Source organism: Enterobacter sp. WCHEn045836, assembly GCF_003965585.1.
Classification (GTDB): Bacteria; Pseudomonadota; Gammaproteobacteria; order Enterobacterales; family Enterobacteriaceae; genus Enterobacter; species Enterobacter dissolvens.
The window spans coordinates 1-15,804 of sequence record NZ_RXPT01000007.1 but is presented as its reverse complement, the minus strand read 5'-3'; the positions used below and the strand labels follow the sequence as shown (position 1 = coordinate 15,804).

13 protein-coding genes and 1 riboswitch are annotated in these 15,804 nt (G+C 58.5%); of the genes, 8 read left to right on the top strand and 5 right to left on the bottom strand.

Annotated elements, in window-relative coordinates:
• Positions 1-374 precede the first annotated feature (374 nt).
• On the top strand, positions 375-1,181 hold the full coding sequence (locus EKN38_RS10535; protein ID WP_043951758.1) for a DUF4225 domain-containing protein: 807 nt from the start codon (positions 375-377) through the stop codon (positions 1,179-1,181).
• On the opposite strand, the gene EKN38_RS10530 is transcribed toward EKN38_RS10535, so the two are convergent.
• Complete coding sequence (locus EKN38_RS10530; RefSeq protein WP_014831717.1) at positions 1,178-1,492, bottom strand: hypothetical protein; 315 nt, start codon at positions 1,490-1,492, stop codon at positions 1,178-1,180. The genes EKN38_RS10535 and EKN38_RS10530 overlap by 4 nt on opposite strands.
• A 376-nt stretch (positions 1,493-1,868) precedes the next feature.
• Positions 1,869-3,827, bottom strand: coding sequence for an SIR2 family protein (locus tag EKN38_RS10525; RefSeq protein WP_014831718.1), 1,959 nt, complete (start codon positions 3,825-3,827; stop codon positions 1,869-1,871).
• A gap of 226 nt (positions 3,828-4,053) precedes the next feature.
• A riboswitch (guanidine-I (ykkC/yxkD leader) is annotated at positions 4,054-4,152 on the top strand.
• Between the two features lie 58 nt (positions 4,153-4,210).
• Here EKN38_RS10525 and EKN38_RS10520 point away from each other — a divergent pair.
• The 7 genes from EKN38_RS10520 to atzF all read left to right on the top strand — a co-directional run bounded on the left by EKN38_RS10520 (position 4,211) and on the right by atzF (position 13,787).
• Positions 4,211-5,269: a putative urea ABC transporter substrate-binding protein gene (locus tag EKN38_RS10520; RefSeq protein WP_126522056.1), complete on the top strand. Its 1,059-nt coding sequence runs from the start codon at positions 4,211-4,213 to the stop codon at positions 5,267-5,269.
• Between the two features lie 17 nt (positions 5,270-5,286).
• Complete coding sequence (locus EKN38_RS10515; protein ID WP_014831720.1) at positions 5,287-6,102, top strand: ABC transporter permease; 816 nt, start codon at positions 5,287-5,289, stop codon at positions 6,100-6,102.
• On the top strand, positions 6,099-6,875 hold the full coding sequence (locus EKN38_RS10510) for an ABC transporter ATP-binding protein (RefSeq protein ID WP_014831721.1): 777 nt from the start codon (positions 6,099-6,101) through the stop codon (positions 6,873-6,875). Before EKN38_RS10515 ends, EKN38_RS10510 begins: the two co-directional genes overlap by 4 nt.
• A gap of 11 nt (positions 6,876-6,886) precedes the next feature.
• On the top strand, positions 6,887-7,594 hold the full coding sequence (locus EKN38_RS10505) for an urea amidolyase associated protein UAAP1 (protein ID WP_043951759.1): 708 nt from the start codon (positions 6,887-6,889) through the stop codon (positions 7,592-7,594).
• Positions 7,595-7,604: 10 nt separating this feature from the next.
• Entirely contained in the window at positions 7,605-8,237 is a 633-nt protein-coding gene (locus EKN38_RS10500) for an urea amidolyase associated protein UAAP2 (protein WP_014831723.1), read from the top strand.
• Positions 8,238-8,388: 151 nt separating this feature from the next.
• Positions 8,389-11,991, top strand: coding sequence for an urea carboxylase (uca, locus tag EKN38_RS10495; RefSeq protein WP_014831724.1), 3,603 nt, complete (start codon positions 8,389-8,391; stop codon positions 11,989-11,991).
• Positions 11,988-13,787, top strand: a complete 1,800-nt coding sequence (atzF, locus tag EKN38_RS10490; RefSeq protein ID WP_014831725.1) for an allophanate hydrolase — start codon at positions 11,988-11,990, stop codon at positions 13,785-13,787. The genes uca and atzF overlap by 4 nt, the downstream gene beginning before the upstream one ends.
• A 14-nt stretch (positions 13,788-13,801) precedes the next feature.
• On the opposite strand, the gene dmsD is transcribed toward atzF, so the two are convergent.
• The 3 genes from dmsD to EKN38_RS10475 form a co-directional block, all read right to left on the bottom strand.
• Positions 13,802-14,416, bottom strand: coding sequence for a Tat proofreading chaperone DmsD (dmsD, locus tag EKN38_RS10485; RefSeq protein WP_014831726.1), 615 nt, complete (start codon positions 14,414-14,416; stop codon positions 13,802-13,804).
• A gap of 42 nt (positions 14,417-14,458) precedes the next feature.
• On the bottom strand, positions 14,459-15,313 hold the full coding sequence (locus tag EKN38_RS10480) for a dimethyl sulfoxide reductase anchor subunit family protein (RefSeq protein WP_014831727.1): 855 nt from the start codon (positions 15,311-15,313) through the stop codon (positions 14,459-14,461).
• A 1-nt stretch (position 15,314) separates the two neighbouring features.
• Positions 15,315-15,804: 4Fe-4S dicluster domain-containing protein (locus tag EKN38_RS10475; protein ID WP_126522054.1), on the bottom strand; the 490-nt coding region annotated here is incomplete at its 5' end.

Genomic DNA, 15,804 nt, shown 5'->3' with positions numbered 1-15,804 from the left:
GCTGCAGGAAGGCTTGTTGTTGCGTTTCCACAGTACAAACTTAAGGCTGAGCCAGGATACGATTTAGTCTACCGTTCAGTATTTAAAATAAGCATTCTAAGGCAATGGCTCTCTGAAGAATTGAGCTCTCTGAAAGATTGAATGACAGTCTAAAAAGGTCCGCTTCTGGCACGAAGCGGACAAGTGCCTGACATAGCTGGTCCGTCAGGAGCGAAGATCTACCATCACGCATGATAAAGCCGACACTGAGTGCATGTGGCTTCACCCTCTACCCAGATTCACTCGGGTAAAATCAGATTCTGACAAGGCTTTTACTATTGCTCCTGATCATCCTGCACGTAAAATAATCAGACACTTATGGAAAGGGATGCATGATGGATATTGCTCTGCTTAACAGGGGCTGGAACAGAACATGTTCAGATACGATTGTGAATCTGGAAGCCCGAAAGCTGGTCGAAACAGCAAATCGGTTGTCAGCATTTTACTTGCATGATGGTCTGACGCGTATAAAGTTTGTCGAGGAGATAAAACAGGTCGTAGAAAAGGGATTTGCAGCAGCACGGCGGGCCAAAACGGATGAAGATTGTATTTTATGCATCAAAAATCTGCGTGCCGAAACTCATAATCTGCAAGAACAAGAACGCCTGTTGAGAACCAGAACTGCACAACTTTATGCAAAGATTGAGTTTGTTAAAGAAAATAACAAAATTGTCGGATATGTGATTTCAGTCATTCACATAGTGGTTTCTGGAATGGCTATTGCTGGTGGTGCCTTAATGTTGTCGACGATGACGCCAATAGGAATGCTGGCAGGGGCTATCCTTGTCATGGACGGCATCAACGGTCTCTCAAAAGAAATCATTCCTGGTATTTACGGTAAAGAATCGAAAACTGAAGGGTTTGTTGCTGATGGCGCGATGAATGTGGCTCACTTTATGGGATTCAGGCCTGAAACAGGACTTGCGATTTATAATGCTGTTACGTTAAGCGCCAGTGTTTATAGCATCTTCGGATTAGCAAGAAAACCCGAAGCATGGAGGCTGTTTAAATGGATGCCTCGGGATTTTTATCGCAAGGTGGATACGATGAGCCGTCCAAAACTCACCATGAAAATTGTAGGTTATGGACTTAAGGCCAAAGTTATTTTTGATCTGCTTTCCACTGAAGCATCCAACCATTAACCCCTGTATTTTCTCCAGAACCGCCAGGATTTGTAAGACAGGACTGGCGGCTGAATAAATACAACGATGATGATAGCGATGAGTATTGATATTCCACCACCCACAACGGTTTCTTTCGCAGCAAACAACATAAGAAGGATTAAAACCATCAGGCAAGATGATGTTATCCATAAAACAACCCTGAATAGATTAGCCAGATCCTGGATCACTTCCCCTAATGTTCCACCATAGCTTTCGATATTGTTCTTAATCTTCTGCAAGTCAGATCGCGTAAAGCCAGCGCTCAACAAAGCCTCTTCAGTAACATCCATATTGTCCTCTCAGCAAATCTTAACTGGCGATGCTGCCCGCAATCATACTGATGAACTTAAGTGCATTCCAGCCAGTATGAACGGTTTCTGTGATTCTGAAGCAAACCACCGTTTTCCGAAACGCCTTGCAAATCTTGCGGTGGATATCATTAACGCCCTGATCATCAGCCCTGTTTTGTAACGGATGAAGGTATTTCCCTTAAGCACTTAAACATGTTTCGCCGATTTAGCATCGTTTCCGATGCATGTTGTTGGTTACACTGCGCGATCGTGCTTGAGGAAACGGGGCAGGCCACCATCAACATGCTTTACCGCAAAAACAAATGTCACGGCAAAGCAACAGGCATAATGACAGCCTCAGATTTAGACGACCTCTTTATGTCGTCAGCGAACGCGGACTGCCGAGATAAAGCCGCTGCTGTTTCCAGTATTCGATACCGCCTAAAATACTGTCCGCCCTGATCCAGGCTCTGGCAATCAGGATGTGTAAATGCGGTGCATTCAAAGCGCTAACCATCTGTGAGCTGTCGTTTAACAATTGCACGATATACGTCACCGCATAGTCTCCTGAATCAACATATCCATCCCTTCGCTGTCTTTCCTTAAATACACTTTCGCTGCCCTTAGGCCAACGACGCCGCAGAGCGGAAAGGAGGGTATTGACGTAATTAATATTCGCCAGCACCAGGTCGGCAATGCGATCTTCTTCACGCGCAGTGCTGCGTTCAATCAGATAAAAACCTGGGATTGCAGGGCCGTAAGGGGTAAAAAAACTCGGTGGACTGCTCTCGCGATAGAGTAAATTCCAGACATCGCCAAAGGAAAAAGCCTCTTCATCGTAAAACAGCGTGCCCAGGCGAATGGACTGCATTTGCATCCTTCCATGCAGATACAGCGGCAATTTATTGTTCTCAAGCTTCATGAAATACCGACGGAATACGCTACATCCCTTTTCGCCCAGACGTCGAAGCGGTTTACTTTGCCAGAGTCGCCATTGTTGCCTCCGCTCGTGGATATCAAGCAGGCAGGCAAACGCGTCTATTTGCTCATCAAGTGAGAGTCTGCGTGAGCTTTTTAACCACCGCGCAAGATAAAACAGAAGCGCTTTTGCAGGTTTTCCTTCAGCACGGATCAGGGCGGTGCCGTTCACTTTTCTGTTTTTTTCGTGCGATGATTTTAGATAGTTTTGTAACCATAACGCCCCGGCAATAAACCCACGGGAGTAGTAAATCTCTGCTTCGAAAGGCACCAACATATCGTCGTCTTCCAGTTGGCGTTTCAAATAACGGAGCTGTTCCTCGGCTAGTTGGCCAAGACCGATAGAGCTGGCCAGACGAGTGCCGGTAAGGTACTTTTCTTTCTTGGTAGGGGAGTAATAATCTGCCAGGGCCGTACGCCACCAGTCGCCATTCTCTTCGGTATCTTTAACCGTTTCACGAGGGATCCCCAGCAGGGATGACAGTAATGCTAACGTGGGTCCGTGCTGAATCTTCATGCCGCCGAAAGCGCCTTGCCAGTAGACTCTCGGCTCGCGATTTTCATGTTCTTTGAGTCGCCAGAACTCTTCTTCAACGCTGGGGCGGTGGTCAATCCAGACTAATCGCGTCGAGCGCTTCCCATTCCAGCGATCGCGGATCCAGTGATTAATGTCGAAATGGTCGGTACCACTGTAGCCTGCGACAACCATTAAATCGGCCTGATTTGTTACCTGTTCGAGAAGTTTTTTGAAGGCTTCGGGTAGCCCGTGCTCCAGGTCGGCAAGTGTTGCGCCAAGTCCTGAACAGCCGTGTTCAATTGTGCCGTGCACTTTGATGATACCCCAATCTTCACCGTATTCCCGGTGCAGGATGTCCAGAGTTTTGGTTGCAGGGTCAATCACATGCACAGGGATCTGATGACAACCAGCCTGCTCGATACAGTCATCAAAATTAGTGGTGATACACCAGCCACGGTGCTTAATCAGGTAATCGGCAATCAGATGATGATTCGCATTTGGGGGACGTTGGGAAAAGATACGCAGCAGTTCCCGGGCGGCACCGCTACGCTCGACGCCTTCAATGGTTGAAGGTTCAAACGCTTTATCAAGAACATGCTCCAGACGTGGCAGGCTTCGCCCCATCCACTGCTCACATTGACCAAATACCGTTTTAATTTCGTCAGCCGCGTTGCTGTCAAGCAAGTGGTCAAGCAGGGCTTCCGTGAGTTCGTATCCTCCCGGGAGTCGCGAAGGGGAATCAATGGAGATCCCCGCGCCAACCATCAACACAACTTTGCCAGGACAGGGGCGTTCGGGAGTGAACCCCTTCCAGCCAAACCACCAGTCGTCCATCTCCATTGTTTTTCCTTCGTCCACGCAGAAATATTATTAATGCATTAATTTATCCGGCAATTCAAATCGCCGCCCCAAAACGCCCCACCGCAGTGCACATCCCCCAAACCCGCTCCCCAAAACAGTGAAACCCAACCCACAGCCATCCCCAACCTCCTAAAAAACAAAGCAAAACCATCCTGGCACACCCCTTGCTTAATTAACCGTGAAAGGGCAGCACACCACAATTTGAACAATAGCTGGCTAGGGTTCCGGTTCACCACGGTGAATGGCTGGTCCAAGAGCTGGCGACCTCTGAGAGGTTACACGGCGGGACAAAAGCCCGGGAGACAGCAGCACCAGACGGTGTAGCGCTGCCCCCCTAATTTTGTGCCACTCAGAGGTCAAGCATGAAAAAAACGCCATTACTCCACTCTCTTGTACTGTCGCTGGCAATGCTGGTCAGTCTCCCCACGTTCGCTGCTGTGAAAAAAGAGTTCAACGTCTGCTGGACCATCTACGCCGGGTGGATGCCCTGGGGCACCATCAGCAGTAGCAAAATCATCGATAAATGGGCCAGCAAATACGGCATCAAAATCAATGTCGTGCAGCTCAACGACTATATCGAATCCATCAACCAGTACACCGCAGGGCAGTTTGACGGCTGCACCATGACCAACATGGATGCGCTGACCATACCGGCCGCAGGCGGGGTGGACACCACGGCGCTGATCCTCGGTAGCTACTCGGAAGGCAACGACGGAGTAGTGATGAAAGGTAAGGGCAAAACCCTGAAAGATCTGAAAGGGATGAAGGTCTACCTGCCTGAGCTCTCCGTGTCCCACTATCTGCTGGTGCGCGGTCTGGAAAAAGCCGGGCTCGCAGAGAAAGACGTCACCGTGGTGAATACCTCGGACGCAGATATCGTCTCTGCGTTCGGGACCGCCAGTGTGCAGGCTGCGGTGGCGTGGAACCCGCAGCTTTCCGTCATCAAAGGCACGCCAAACACCACCGAAGTGTTCAGATCCTCGCAGGTACCGGGTGAGCTTATCGACATGATGGTGGTCAACACCGGGACCCTGAAAGATAACCCGGCGCTGGGCAAAGCGCTCACTGGCGCATGGTACGAGATGATGGGGCTGATGAAAGCGCAGGATGCCAGCGCCCTGAATGCGATGGCCGCCGCCTCCGGGACCGATCTCGCCGGGTATCAGGCGCAGCTCAAAACCACCCATCTGTTCTACACCCCGCAGGACAACATGGCATTTGTCATGTCGCCGGATCTGGCGAAAACCATGCAGCGCGTGGCGTCGTTCTCCTTCGACAAAGGGCTGCTGGGCGAGGGCGCGCAGAGCGCCGATTTTATCGGTATGCGCTTCCCGGGCAATGTCACGGTGGGCGATGCCAGCAACGTGAAACTGCGCTTTGACGACAGCTTCGTGAAAATGGCCGCTGCCGGCACGCTGTGATAACGGACGGAGTCTCCATGCGACACATTAATCGCCATCCCACTCCCGGCATGCGGCTGATGCTCGTGATGCTGCCTTTTGTCCTGCTGCTGGCCGCCTACTTTTTTGGCTCGGCGGTCAGGCTGGAGGCCAACCCGCAGGACAAGCTGCTGCCCGGCCTGCAGCAAATGCTGGACGCGCTATCCCGGATGGCGTTGACCCCGGATAAACGCAGCGGTGAATACCTGTTCTGGGTCGATACCCTGGTGAGCCTCGCGCGTCTGCTGGCAGGGCTGGCGATCGCCTCGCTGATCGGCCTGTGCGTTGGCGTTACCTCGGGCGTGTTCCCGCTGTGGCGTGCGTCGCTCTCGCCGCTGATGACGGTGCTGTCGATGATCCCGCCGCTGGCAATACTCCCGGTGCTGTTTATCGTTTTCGGGCTGGATGAGCTGTCGAAGGTGATGCTGATTGTCATCGGCATCACCCCGATGCTGGCGCGCGATCTGGAGCACCGCGCCTGTGAAATCCCACCGGAGATCCTCATCAAAGCCCAGACGCTGGGGGCCAGTAGCTGGACGCTGGTGCTGCGCGTGGTGCTTCCACAATTACTCTCCAGGCTGCTGACCTCGCTGCGTCTGCTGCTCGGGTCGGCATGGCTGTTTCTTATCTCGGCGGAGGCTATCTCCTCTACCGCCGGGCTGGGATACCGCATTTTCCTCGTACGGCGCTACATGGCGATGGATGTGATTATCCCGTACGTCCTGTGGATCACCCTGCTGGCGTGGCTGATGGATCTCGCTCTGCGTCAGCTGCATAAAACCTGTTTTCCCTGGGCGGAAGGAGGGAAGGCATGAGCTTTATCACCATCAACAATATCTGGCAGGAGTACGGCGACCATGTGGTGCTGGAACGCCTGAACCTGCAGGTGAAAGAGGGCGAGTTCTGCTCGATGGTGGGGGCGTCCGGCTGCGGAAAATCTACCTTCCTGCGCCTGCTGCTTGGTCAGGAAGCACCCAGCCGGGGCGAGATCACCCTCGATGGCAAACCGCTGCGCGCCGAGCCGGACAGCAGCCGCGGGGTGGTGTTTCAGCGCTACTCCGTTTTCCCGCACCTCAGCGTGCTGGATAACGTCGCCATCGGTCTTGAACTGCCGCAATCGCCGCTGTTCGGGCGGCTGTTTGGGGCAAAAAAGCGCGCCGTGCGTGAACGGTCGGCGGAGATGCTGGAAAAAGTCGGCCTCGGGCACGCGCTGGATAAATATCCCGCCCAGCTCTCCGGCGGCATGCAGCAGCGCCTGGCCATTGCTCAGGCATTCATCATGCAGCCGCGCGTGCTGCTGCTCGATGAGCCGTTTGGCGCGCTGGATCCGGGGATTCGAAAAGACATGCACGCCCTGTTGCTGCAGCTGTGGGGCGAAACCCGCATGACCGTCTTTATGGTCACCCACGATCTGTCTGAAGGCTTCAACCTCGGCACCCGGCTGCTGGTGTTCGACAAAGTGCGCCTCGACCCGCAGGCACCGAATGCCTACGGCGCGCGCATCACCTACGACATTCCGCTCAACGAGACGCGGCTCTCCGCCCTGAGCGGAACCACGCCCGACAACGTTTATGCCTTAAGGGGGTAACAGTGAATACCATGACGATTTTACGTGAAGAGACGCTTCCCGGCGGGGGACACCTCTCGTTTGTCCTCAAGCGCGGGCAGATCCTGCGCATGACAGATACGCAAGGCGGTGCCAACGTCAGCCTGCTGATGCTCAACCCGCACGAGAAAAGCGAGCGGCTGAACCTGCCCGACACGCTGAAAGGCCAGCACACCGCGCGCCTGACCGCCGGACACTGCTTTTACTCCGACATGGGCCGCGTGCTGGTGGGCATTACCGCCGACACCTGCGGCTGGCACGACCCGTTTGGCGGCGTGCTGAATGCCGCCGAAGTGGCGGAAAAATACGGTCAGGGGCGTTATCAGGAGCTGCGCAACGGTTTCTACCGTAACGGTACGGACAACCTGCTGGTGGAGATGGGCAAGTGGGATCTCAACCTGGAAGATCTGCTGATGGTGGTCAATTTCTTCAGCAAGGTCACCGTGGAGGACAACGGCCAGTTCCGCTTCCACAGCGGACATTCGCAGCCGGGCAGCTACGTTGAGCTGTTCGCGCCGATGGACACGCTGATTGTCATGACCGCGCTACCGCACCCGATGGATCCCTCCCGGGAGTACGCCCCGCGCCCGGTACAGCTGAGCTGGCGGCAGGCGGAGGATGAAGAGGGGGCGATTAACGCCCTCCTGACGCGCCCGGAAAACGAACGCGCCATCACTAACACTCAACGTTTCGCCCTGTAAGGAGCCGTGTATGACCGTTGCCAGCGAAAAACATCCCCAGCACGCCAGCTTCCGCTACGTTATCCCGGCGGGGGAACCGTATCTGTTTGAAGTGAAAAAAGGCCAGACGCTCCGCCTGCTCGACCTGGAGGGCAACCAGGCGGTGGACACCCTGTTTTACAATGCGGACAACCCGCGTGAGCGCTACGACGCACAGCGCACCCTGCGCCGCCAGAACAACGCTTATCTCACCCACGGCAGCGTGCTGTACTCCAACCTCGGTAACCCGCTGCTGACCATCGTGGCTGATACCTGCGGGCGTCACGATACCCTCGGTGGCGCCTGCGCGCAGGAGAGCAACACCGTGCGTTATGCTCTCGATAAACGCCATATGCACAGCTGCCGGGATAACTTTCTCTGCGCCTGCCTGCACGATGGCCGCCTGCAAAAGCGCGATATTGCCGCCAATATTAACTTCTTCATGAACGTGCCGGTGACTCCGCAGGGCGGGCTGACCTTTGAGGACGGGATCTCCGCGCCGGGGAAATATGTCGAGCTGCGCGCCGAGTGCAACGTCATCGTGCTGATCTCCAACTGTCCGCAGCTTAACAACCCGTGCAACGGCTGGAACCCGACGCCAGCAGAGGTGCTGGTATGGAACTGACGCCCACCCGCTGGCAGCGCCTGCGCCAGGCCATTTATCGCCTGTTTGCAGTCCGCGCCGGACGCATTCTGCCGTAACCGCTTTTTCCCCATGGACGACCATGGGTGAGCCGATTTTCGGCGGGACGACCCGCCACGATTGAGTCTGACCTATGTTGACGACACTCCTGATTGCAAATCGCGGGGCGATTGCCTGCCGCATTCTGCGCACCCTGCGCGCCATGAACATCCGCGGCGTGGCGGTCTATTCCGAAGCCGATCTCAGCAGCCTGCATATCCGGGAAGCGGATGAGGCGCTGAGCCTGGGCGAGGGCCCGGCGGCGAACACCTATCTGGTGAGCGAAAAGATCATCGCGGCCGCCAGAGCCAGCGGTGCGCAGGCCATTCATCCGGGCTACGGTTTTCTGTCGGAAAACGCCGCGTTCGCCGAAGCCTGCGAAGCCGCAGGCATTGCGTTTGTCGGCCCCACGCCGGAACAACTGCGCCTCTTTGGCCTGAAACATACCGCCCGCGCGCTGGCGAAAGCGCACGGCGTGCCGATGCTCGAAGGCACCGGACTGCTGGCTAACGTCGATGAGGCCGTTCACGCTGCGGCGGTAGTGGGCTACCCGGTAATGCTGAAAAGCACCGCGGGCGGGGGCGGGATCGGCATGCGCGTCTGTTATCACGCGGAAGAGCTGCGCGACGCCTTCGATGCCGTGGTGCGCCTGGGCAAGAATAACTTTAGCGACGCGGGCGTGTTTATCGAAAAATACATTGAGCGGGCGCGTCACCTGGAAGTCCAGCTGTTTGGTGACGGCAAAGGCGAGGTGATTGCCCTCGGCGTGCGCGACTGCTCGGTACAGCGGCGTAACCAGAAGGTGCTGGAAGAGACGCCCGCGCCTAACCTGCCGGACGGCATGGAGGCCGCGCTGTGCGAGGCGGCGATCAAACTCGGCCAGGCGGTCAACTACCGCAGCGCGGGTACCGTGGAGTTTGTCTACGACAGCGACGCGGCCCGCTTTTACTTCCTTGAAGTGAACACCCGTCTACAGGTAGAGCACGGCGTCACCGAGCAGGTGTGGGGTGTTGATCTGGTTCGCTGGATGATTGACCTGGCGGCCGGAACGCTGCCGCCGCTGGCGGAGCTGCGCGCCAGCCTGCAACCACAAGGACACGCCATTCAGGCGCGGGTCTACGCCGAAGATCCGGGCCGTCAGTTCCAGCCGTCGCCGGGGCTACTCACCGACGTGGTGTTCCCGGGAAACGACCGTCGCACATTGCGCATCGACAGCTGGGTGGAGTCCGGCTGCGACGTACCGCCGTTTTTTGACCCGATGCTGGCCAAAATCATCGCCTGGCAGCCCACGCGCGAGGCGGCGATCCGCGTCCTGCACACCGCACTGGGCGAGACGCGTCTCTACGGCGTGGAAACCAACCGCAGCTATTTGCAGCAGATTTTAACCTTCCCGCCGTTCGCCCACGGCGAGCCGTGGACCCGCTGTTTAGAGACGCTGGAGTATCAGGCTTTCACCCTTGAGGTGCTCAGCGCCGGGACGCAAACCACGGTTCAGGATTATCCGGGGCGGACGGGCTACTGGGCTGTCGGGGTGCCGCCCTCCGGGCCGATGGACAGCCTGGCGCTGCGTCTCGGCAACCGCCTGCTGGGCAATGAGGAGGGGGCCGCCGCGCTGGAGATCACCCTCAGCGGCCCGACGCTGAAATTCAACTGCGACGCGCAGCTGGCGGTGACCGGCGCAACCATTGCGCTGACGCTGGACGGCGAGCCGCTGGCAAACAACCGCGTTTTCCGCGTCCGGGCGGGAAGTACGCTGCGTATGGGCGATATTCAGGGTGACGGCGTGCGCAGCTATCTCTGCCTGCGCGGCGGGTTTGAGGTACCGGACTATCTGGGCAGCAAAAGCACATTTACCCTCGGCCAGTTTGGCGGTCACGCCGGAAGGGCACTGCGCACGGGTGACGTGCTGCATCTGTCCCCATTGACCGAACCTGTTGCGGACGGCGAGCTGCCGCAGGCCCTGCGCACCAGCCTGGATGCGGTGCGTGAGCTGCGGGTGATTTACGGTCCGCATGGCGCGCCGGAGTATTTTACGCCGGGCTATATGGCGACCTTTTTTGCCACCGAGTGGGAGGTACATTTTAACTCCAGCCGCACGGGCGTGCGCCTGATTGGCCCGAAACCGGAATGGGTACGCGACAGCGGCGGCGAAGCGGGGCTGCACCCGTCGAACATTCACGACAACCCGTACGCCATTGGCGCGGTGGATTTCACCGGCGATATGCCGGTGATCCTCGGCCCCGACGGCCCAAGCCTGGGGGGATTTGTCTGCCCGGTCACCGTCATCGAGGCGGATCTCCACGCGGTTGGCCAGCTGAAAGCGGGCGATAAGGTGCGCTTTATGCCGGTGGACGTTTCCACCGCCCGACGGTTGGCGCAGGGGCAGGCGGCGCAAATCGCCAGCCTGACGGCGCAGGTCATGCCGTGGCAACCTGTCGGGCTGAGCTCGCCGGTGGTGCTGGAGGTGGGGGAGGACGATAAACGGCTGGTGGCGAGGTTATCCGGCGATACCCATCTGCTGCTGGAGATTGGCGACCCCGAACTGGATCTGGTGTTGCGTTTTCGCGCCCACGCGCTGATGCAGGCGCTGGAAACTCGCGCCCTGACGGGGATTATCGACCTCACGCCGGGGATCCGCTCCCTGCAGGTTCACTATCAGCCGGAAACGCTGAGTCTGGAAGCGCTGCTGGAGACGGTGGCCGGGCTGTGGCGGGACGTATGCGGGCAGGCGTCGCTGGATGTGCCGTCGCGGGTGGTCTGGCTGCCGTTGTCCTGGGACGATCCGGCGTGCCAGAAGGCCATCGACAAATACATGACCACCGTGCGCCGGGATGCGCCATGGTGTCCGAGCAACCTGGAGTTTATCCGTCGTATCAACGATCTGGCGAATATCGACGAGGTCTATAAAACGGTGTTCGACGCCCGCTATCTGGTGATGGGGCTGGGGGATGTCTACCTGGGTGCGCCGGTTGCGACACCGCTCGATCCGCGTCATCGTCTGGTGACCACCAAATACAACCCGGCTCGCACCTGGACGGCGGAAAACTCGGTGGGCATTGGTGGGGCCTACCTCTGCGTCTACGGCATGGAGGGGCCGGGTGGCTATCAGTTTGTCGGACGGACGCTGCAGATGTGGAATCGCTATCACGCCGTGGAGGACTTTGACGGTAAGCCGTGGCTGCTGCGCTTCTTCGACCAGATCCGCTTTTATCCGGTCTCGGCGGAAGAGTTGCTCACCATCCGCCGGGATTTTCCGCTGGGACGTTATCCGCTGCGCATCGAACACACCACGCTGAAGCTGGCGGAGTATCAGCAATTCCTGGCCGACGAGGCGCCGGAGATTGAGGCGTTCCGCGCGCATCAGCAGGCCGCGTTTGACGCCGAGCGTGAGCGCTGGGCCGCCAACGGTCAGGCCCATTTTGACAGCAGCGAGGTGCTGGTAACAGATGGCGAAGACGCGCCGCTGGTACCCGGACAGGCCGGGATTGACAGCCCGGTATCAGGCAACCTGTGGCAGGTGAACGTTGAAGTCGGCAACACCGTGCGCGAAGGCGATGTGCTGGTGGTGCTGGAGTCCATGAAGATGGAGATCCCGCTGGTCGCAACCCAGGATGGGGTGGTCAGCCAGGTGCGCGTGCAGCCGGGTTCATCGGTGCGCGCGGGTCAGTGTGTGGTGGTCCTGGAGAAAACAGCATGAAGCACCTTTTTGATTTACGCCTTGATGTTCTGGCGCAGGCATACCGTTCCGGTCAGCTTAATCCGCGCGCGGTGCTTCTCGCCCTGCGCGAGCGCGCGCTGGCGCTGAACCCGGAATTTAACGCCTTTATTTATCTTCTCACGCCCGACGAGCTGGAGCCGTATCTGGCCGCGCTGGACGGCGTGGATCCGGCATCGTTGCCGCTCTATGGCGTGCCGTTTGCCATTAAGGACAATATCGATCTGGCGGGTATCGAGACCACCGCCGCCTGTCCGGCCTTTGCGTACCGGGCAGAGCAGGATGCGACAATAGTGTCGCAGCTGATTGCGCTGGGGGCGATACCGCTGGGGAAAACCAATCTCGATCAGTTCGCGACCGGCTTAAACGGCACGCGCTCACCGTATGGGGCGTGTCGCAACAGCGTTCATCCGGAGTATCCGTCCGGTGGCTCAAGCGCGGGCTCGTCGCTGGCCGTGGCGCTGGGGCTGGCGAGCTTTGCCCTGGGCACCGATACCGCCGGGAGCGGGCGCGTACCGGCCTCTCTCAATAATCTTGTCGGGCTGAAGGCGACAAAAGGGCTGATCTCGACAGCGGGCGTGGTGCCCGCCTGCCGCACGCTGGACTGCGTAACGTTCTTCACCAGCACGGCAGCGGAGGCCAGCCAGCTGCTGGCGCTGACGGCGGTGAAAGACGCGCGCGATGACTACAGCCGTACTAACCCGTCCTGGAACGGAGCGCTGGCATTTGGCGTACCGGCAGCCAGTTTTCGCTTTGGCGTGCCAGACACGCTGGCGTTTCTCGGCTGCGCAGAGAGCGAGGCGCTGTATCACACCGCAAAGGAGAGGCTGATCGCCCTTGGCGGCGAGCCGGTGACCATCGACTTTTCGCCGTTCCTGGCGGCAGCAAAACTGCTCTATGACGGCCCGTGGGTGGCCGAGCGCTACCACGTGGCGGGCGCGTTGATTGAGCAACAGCCGGACGCGGTGCTGCCGGTGATCCGCAATGTGCTGCAAAAAGCACCTGCCATGAGTGCGGTAGCGGCGTTTGAAGCGCAGTACCAGCTTCAGCGCTATAAAAGCGAGTGCGATGCCATACTGGCAGGGCTTGAGTGCGTGTTAACCCCCACGTATCCGCGCCCGGTGAGTCTGGCCGAGCTGGCGGAGGAACCGGTCAAACGCAACTCTGAGCTTGGGCTTTACACCAACTTTATGAACCTGCTTGATTACGCTGCCGTGGCGGTTCCGGCAGGGTTTATGGCCAACGGCTTGCCTTCCGGCATAACGCTGTTTGGCCGCGCGTTTACTGACCAGTATCTGCTCAGTCTGGCCGATGCGTTACAACGTCACCAAAAGTTAACTCTGCCCGGCGGGCGCGAGATGCAAGGGGATGCACCTGTTTCGACCGCCACCGATGACCGCCTGCATCTGGTGGTGTGCGGGGCGCATCTGGACGGGCTGGCGCTGAATCATCAGCTGCGCCAGCGCGGGGCGACGTATGTAGAAGCCACCATCAGCGCCCCGCATTATCGGCTCTTTGCCCTGGCAGACGGCAAGCGACCGGGCATGGTGCGGGCGACGGAACAGGGGGCAGCGATAGCCGTCGAAGTTTGGGCACTTCCGCACGGCGAAGTGGGATCGTTTCTGGCCGGGATCCCCGCACCGCTGGGGCTGGGAAAAGTCGAACTCCAGGACGGGCGCTGGCTGACCGGGTTTATCTGCGAGGAGGCTGGATTAGAGGGAGCACAGGAGATAACGCGATTCGGTGGCTGGCGAGCCTGGCTTGCTCAGCATCCGTGAGCAAGCCAGCGCGGTTAACGGTAGAGCGGTTTTTCCGCGACCGGGATCAGTAAGGTAGATTGCCAGTCCGCAAGCGTCAGCTGCGCGAGTTTCCCCAGCGCGATATAGAACGGGTGCCCGGCGTTTTCAACAAACACGGAGAGAAAGCGGGTGCTCCACGGCAGCAGGTGCCATGCCAGAAGCTGGTCGCGGTCCGTCTCGCGTCCGTTCTCAGTGAGCCACGCGGCCAGCAGCAGCAGCGTACCGAAATGATCTTCCGGTTCGTTCTGCTGCATCTCAAAGGCAATCTGGTTTTCCCGCATCCACTGGCGCAGTGCGAGGGTTGAATCCCCAAACAGCACGGATTCACGATCCAGCCATACGGAACCCCACGGCGGTGCGGGCAGCGCATAGGGGCCAATAAACAGCCGTTGCCAGGCGTCGGTGACGGGCTCATCGGCAGGTACCGTAAAGGTGTCGGCGATGGGCTGCAGCACCGCCTGCGGCAGCGGCCAGTCCGCAACCCACTCGCCAGCGGTCAGGGCGTTGACCAGCGGCGCAACATGCTCGCTGTCGGGTGAATAATAAAACAATGCGCCCAGTACCCGGGCGCTGAACGCGAACGCTTCACGCTGTGAGACATCTTTCATTACAACCTTCCTTGCTCGCGCGGGCGAACCCGCGCGCCTGTGTTAACCGGCAATTGCCATACCTACCGTCATGTGCAGACCATAGAACAGACCGCGGCCGATCAGTTCCCCCACGACAACCAGCACCAGCCCTGCAAAGAGCGCGAGGGCTTTCGGCTCCTGGCGCCGGATGAGCGGGCACAGCCAGCAGCCTAATCCGGCGGCGACCAGTATGATACGGCCAACTTGCCATGCGCCGTAGTCCGGCAGCAGGGCGCTGGCCTGTTGTACGGAGCTGTGTAGCGTCGCCAGTTCGTTACTCTGCAGCACAATCACCGCCACGCTCAGCAGCAGCGCCAGTACGCTCACCGATGCGGCAAACGTGCCTTTGATGGCGGTGCCAGCGACGCGAAGCAGCAGGGCGGCAAACAGCGGGCCGCCCAGCACCATCGTCAGGAAAAAGGCCAGCGTGGTGTAACCGGTGTACCAGGTCGGAACCGTATCGATCTGATACACGCGAGTCATGGCCCAGACAAATACAATCCCCAGGATCTGGCTCACCACCATCCATACTTTACCCAACGCGGGCGGCATTTTACCGATAACCGACACGAGCCACCAGAAGCCACCGACGGCAAAGAAGACCGAGCCTGCCGCGATCTCGTTGCTGAGCGCCGACGCGCCAACACGGTTCAGGGAGTTAAACGCCCTGAGCGGGGAGCCCAGGTGCATCACCGATGCGATAAAGCCAACGCCCATGACCAGCCATAAAAAGAACATGCTGCGCACGATGCGGGTTCGGACCGCCTCGTCACTCTCCCTCATCCATGCCAGACCGCTGACGAGCAACGCCCCTGCCACGCACTGCCCAAAAATGGTGAAGATCACCAGCGGCCATTCATGCCATCCACTTCCCATCTCACACCTCCTTCGGGTTTGCCAGGTAGCCGGTGGTATCTCCCGTCGGGCGGCTGTTGGCGTTAGGTTTTATTACAATGCTCGGCTTCGTGAAGTGCGCGGACGGCAGCGGCGCGACGGCCGCAAGCTGGCCGTGTTTTTTACGCAGCTCGTCAATCGGACCGAAGTCCAGCGCCCGCAGCGGACAGGACTCCACGCAAATCGGCTTTTTGCCGTCGGCGACGCGGGTGTGGCAGCCGTCGCACTTGGTCATGTGACCTTTGGCGGCGTTGTACTGTGGCGCACCGTACGGACAGGCCATATGGCAGTAGCGGCAGCCGATGCAGACATCCTCATCCACCACCACAAACCCGTCGTCACGCTTGTGCATTGCCCCGCTCGGGCACACTTTGGTGCAGGCCGGATCTTCACAGTGGTTACAGGCAATCGACAGGTAATAGGCAAAGACGTTCTGATGCCAGACGCCGTTATCCTCCTGCCAGTCGCCGCCC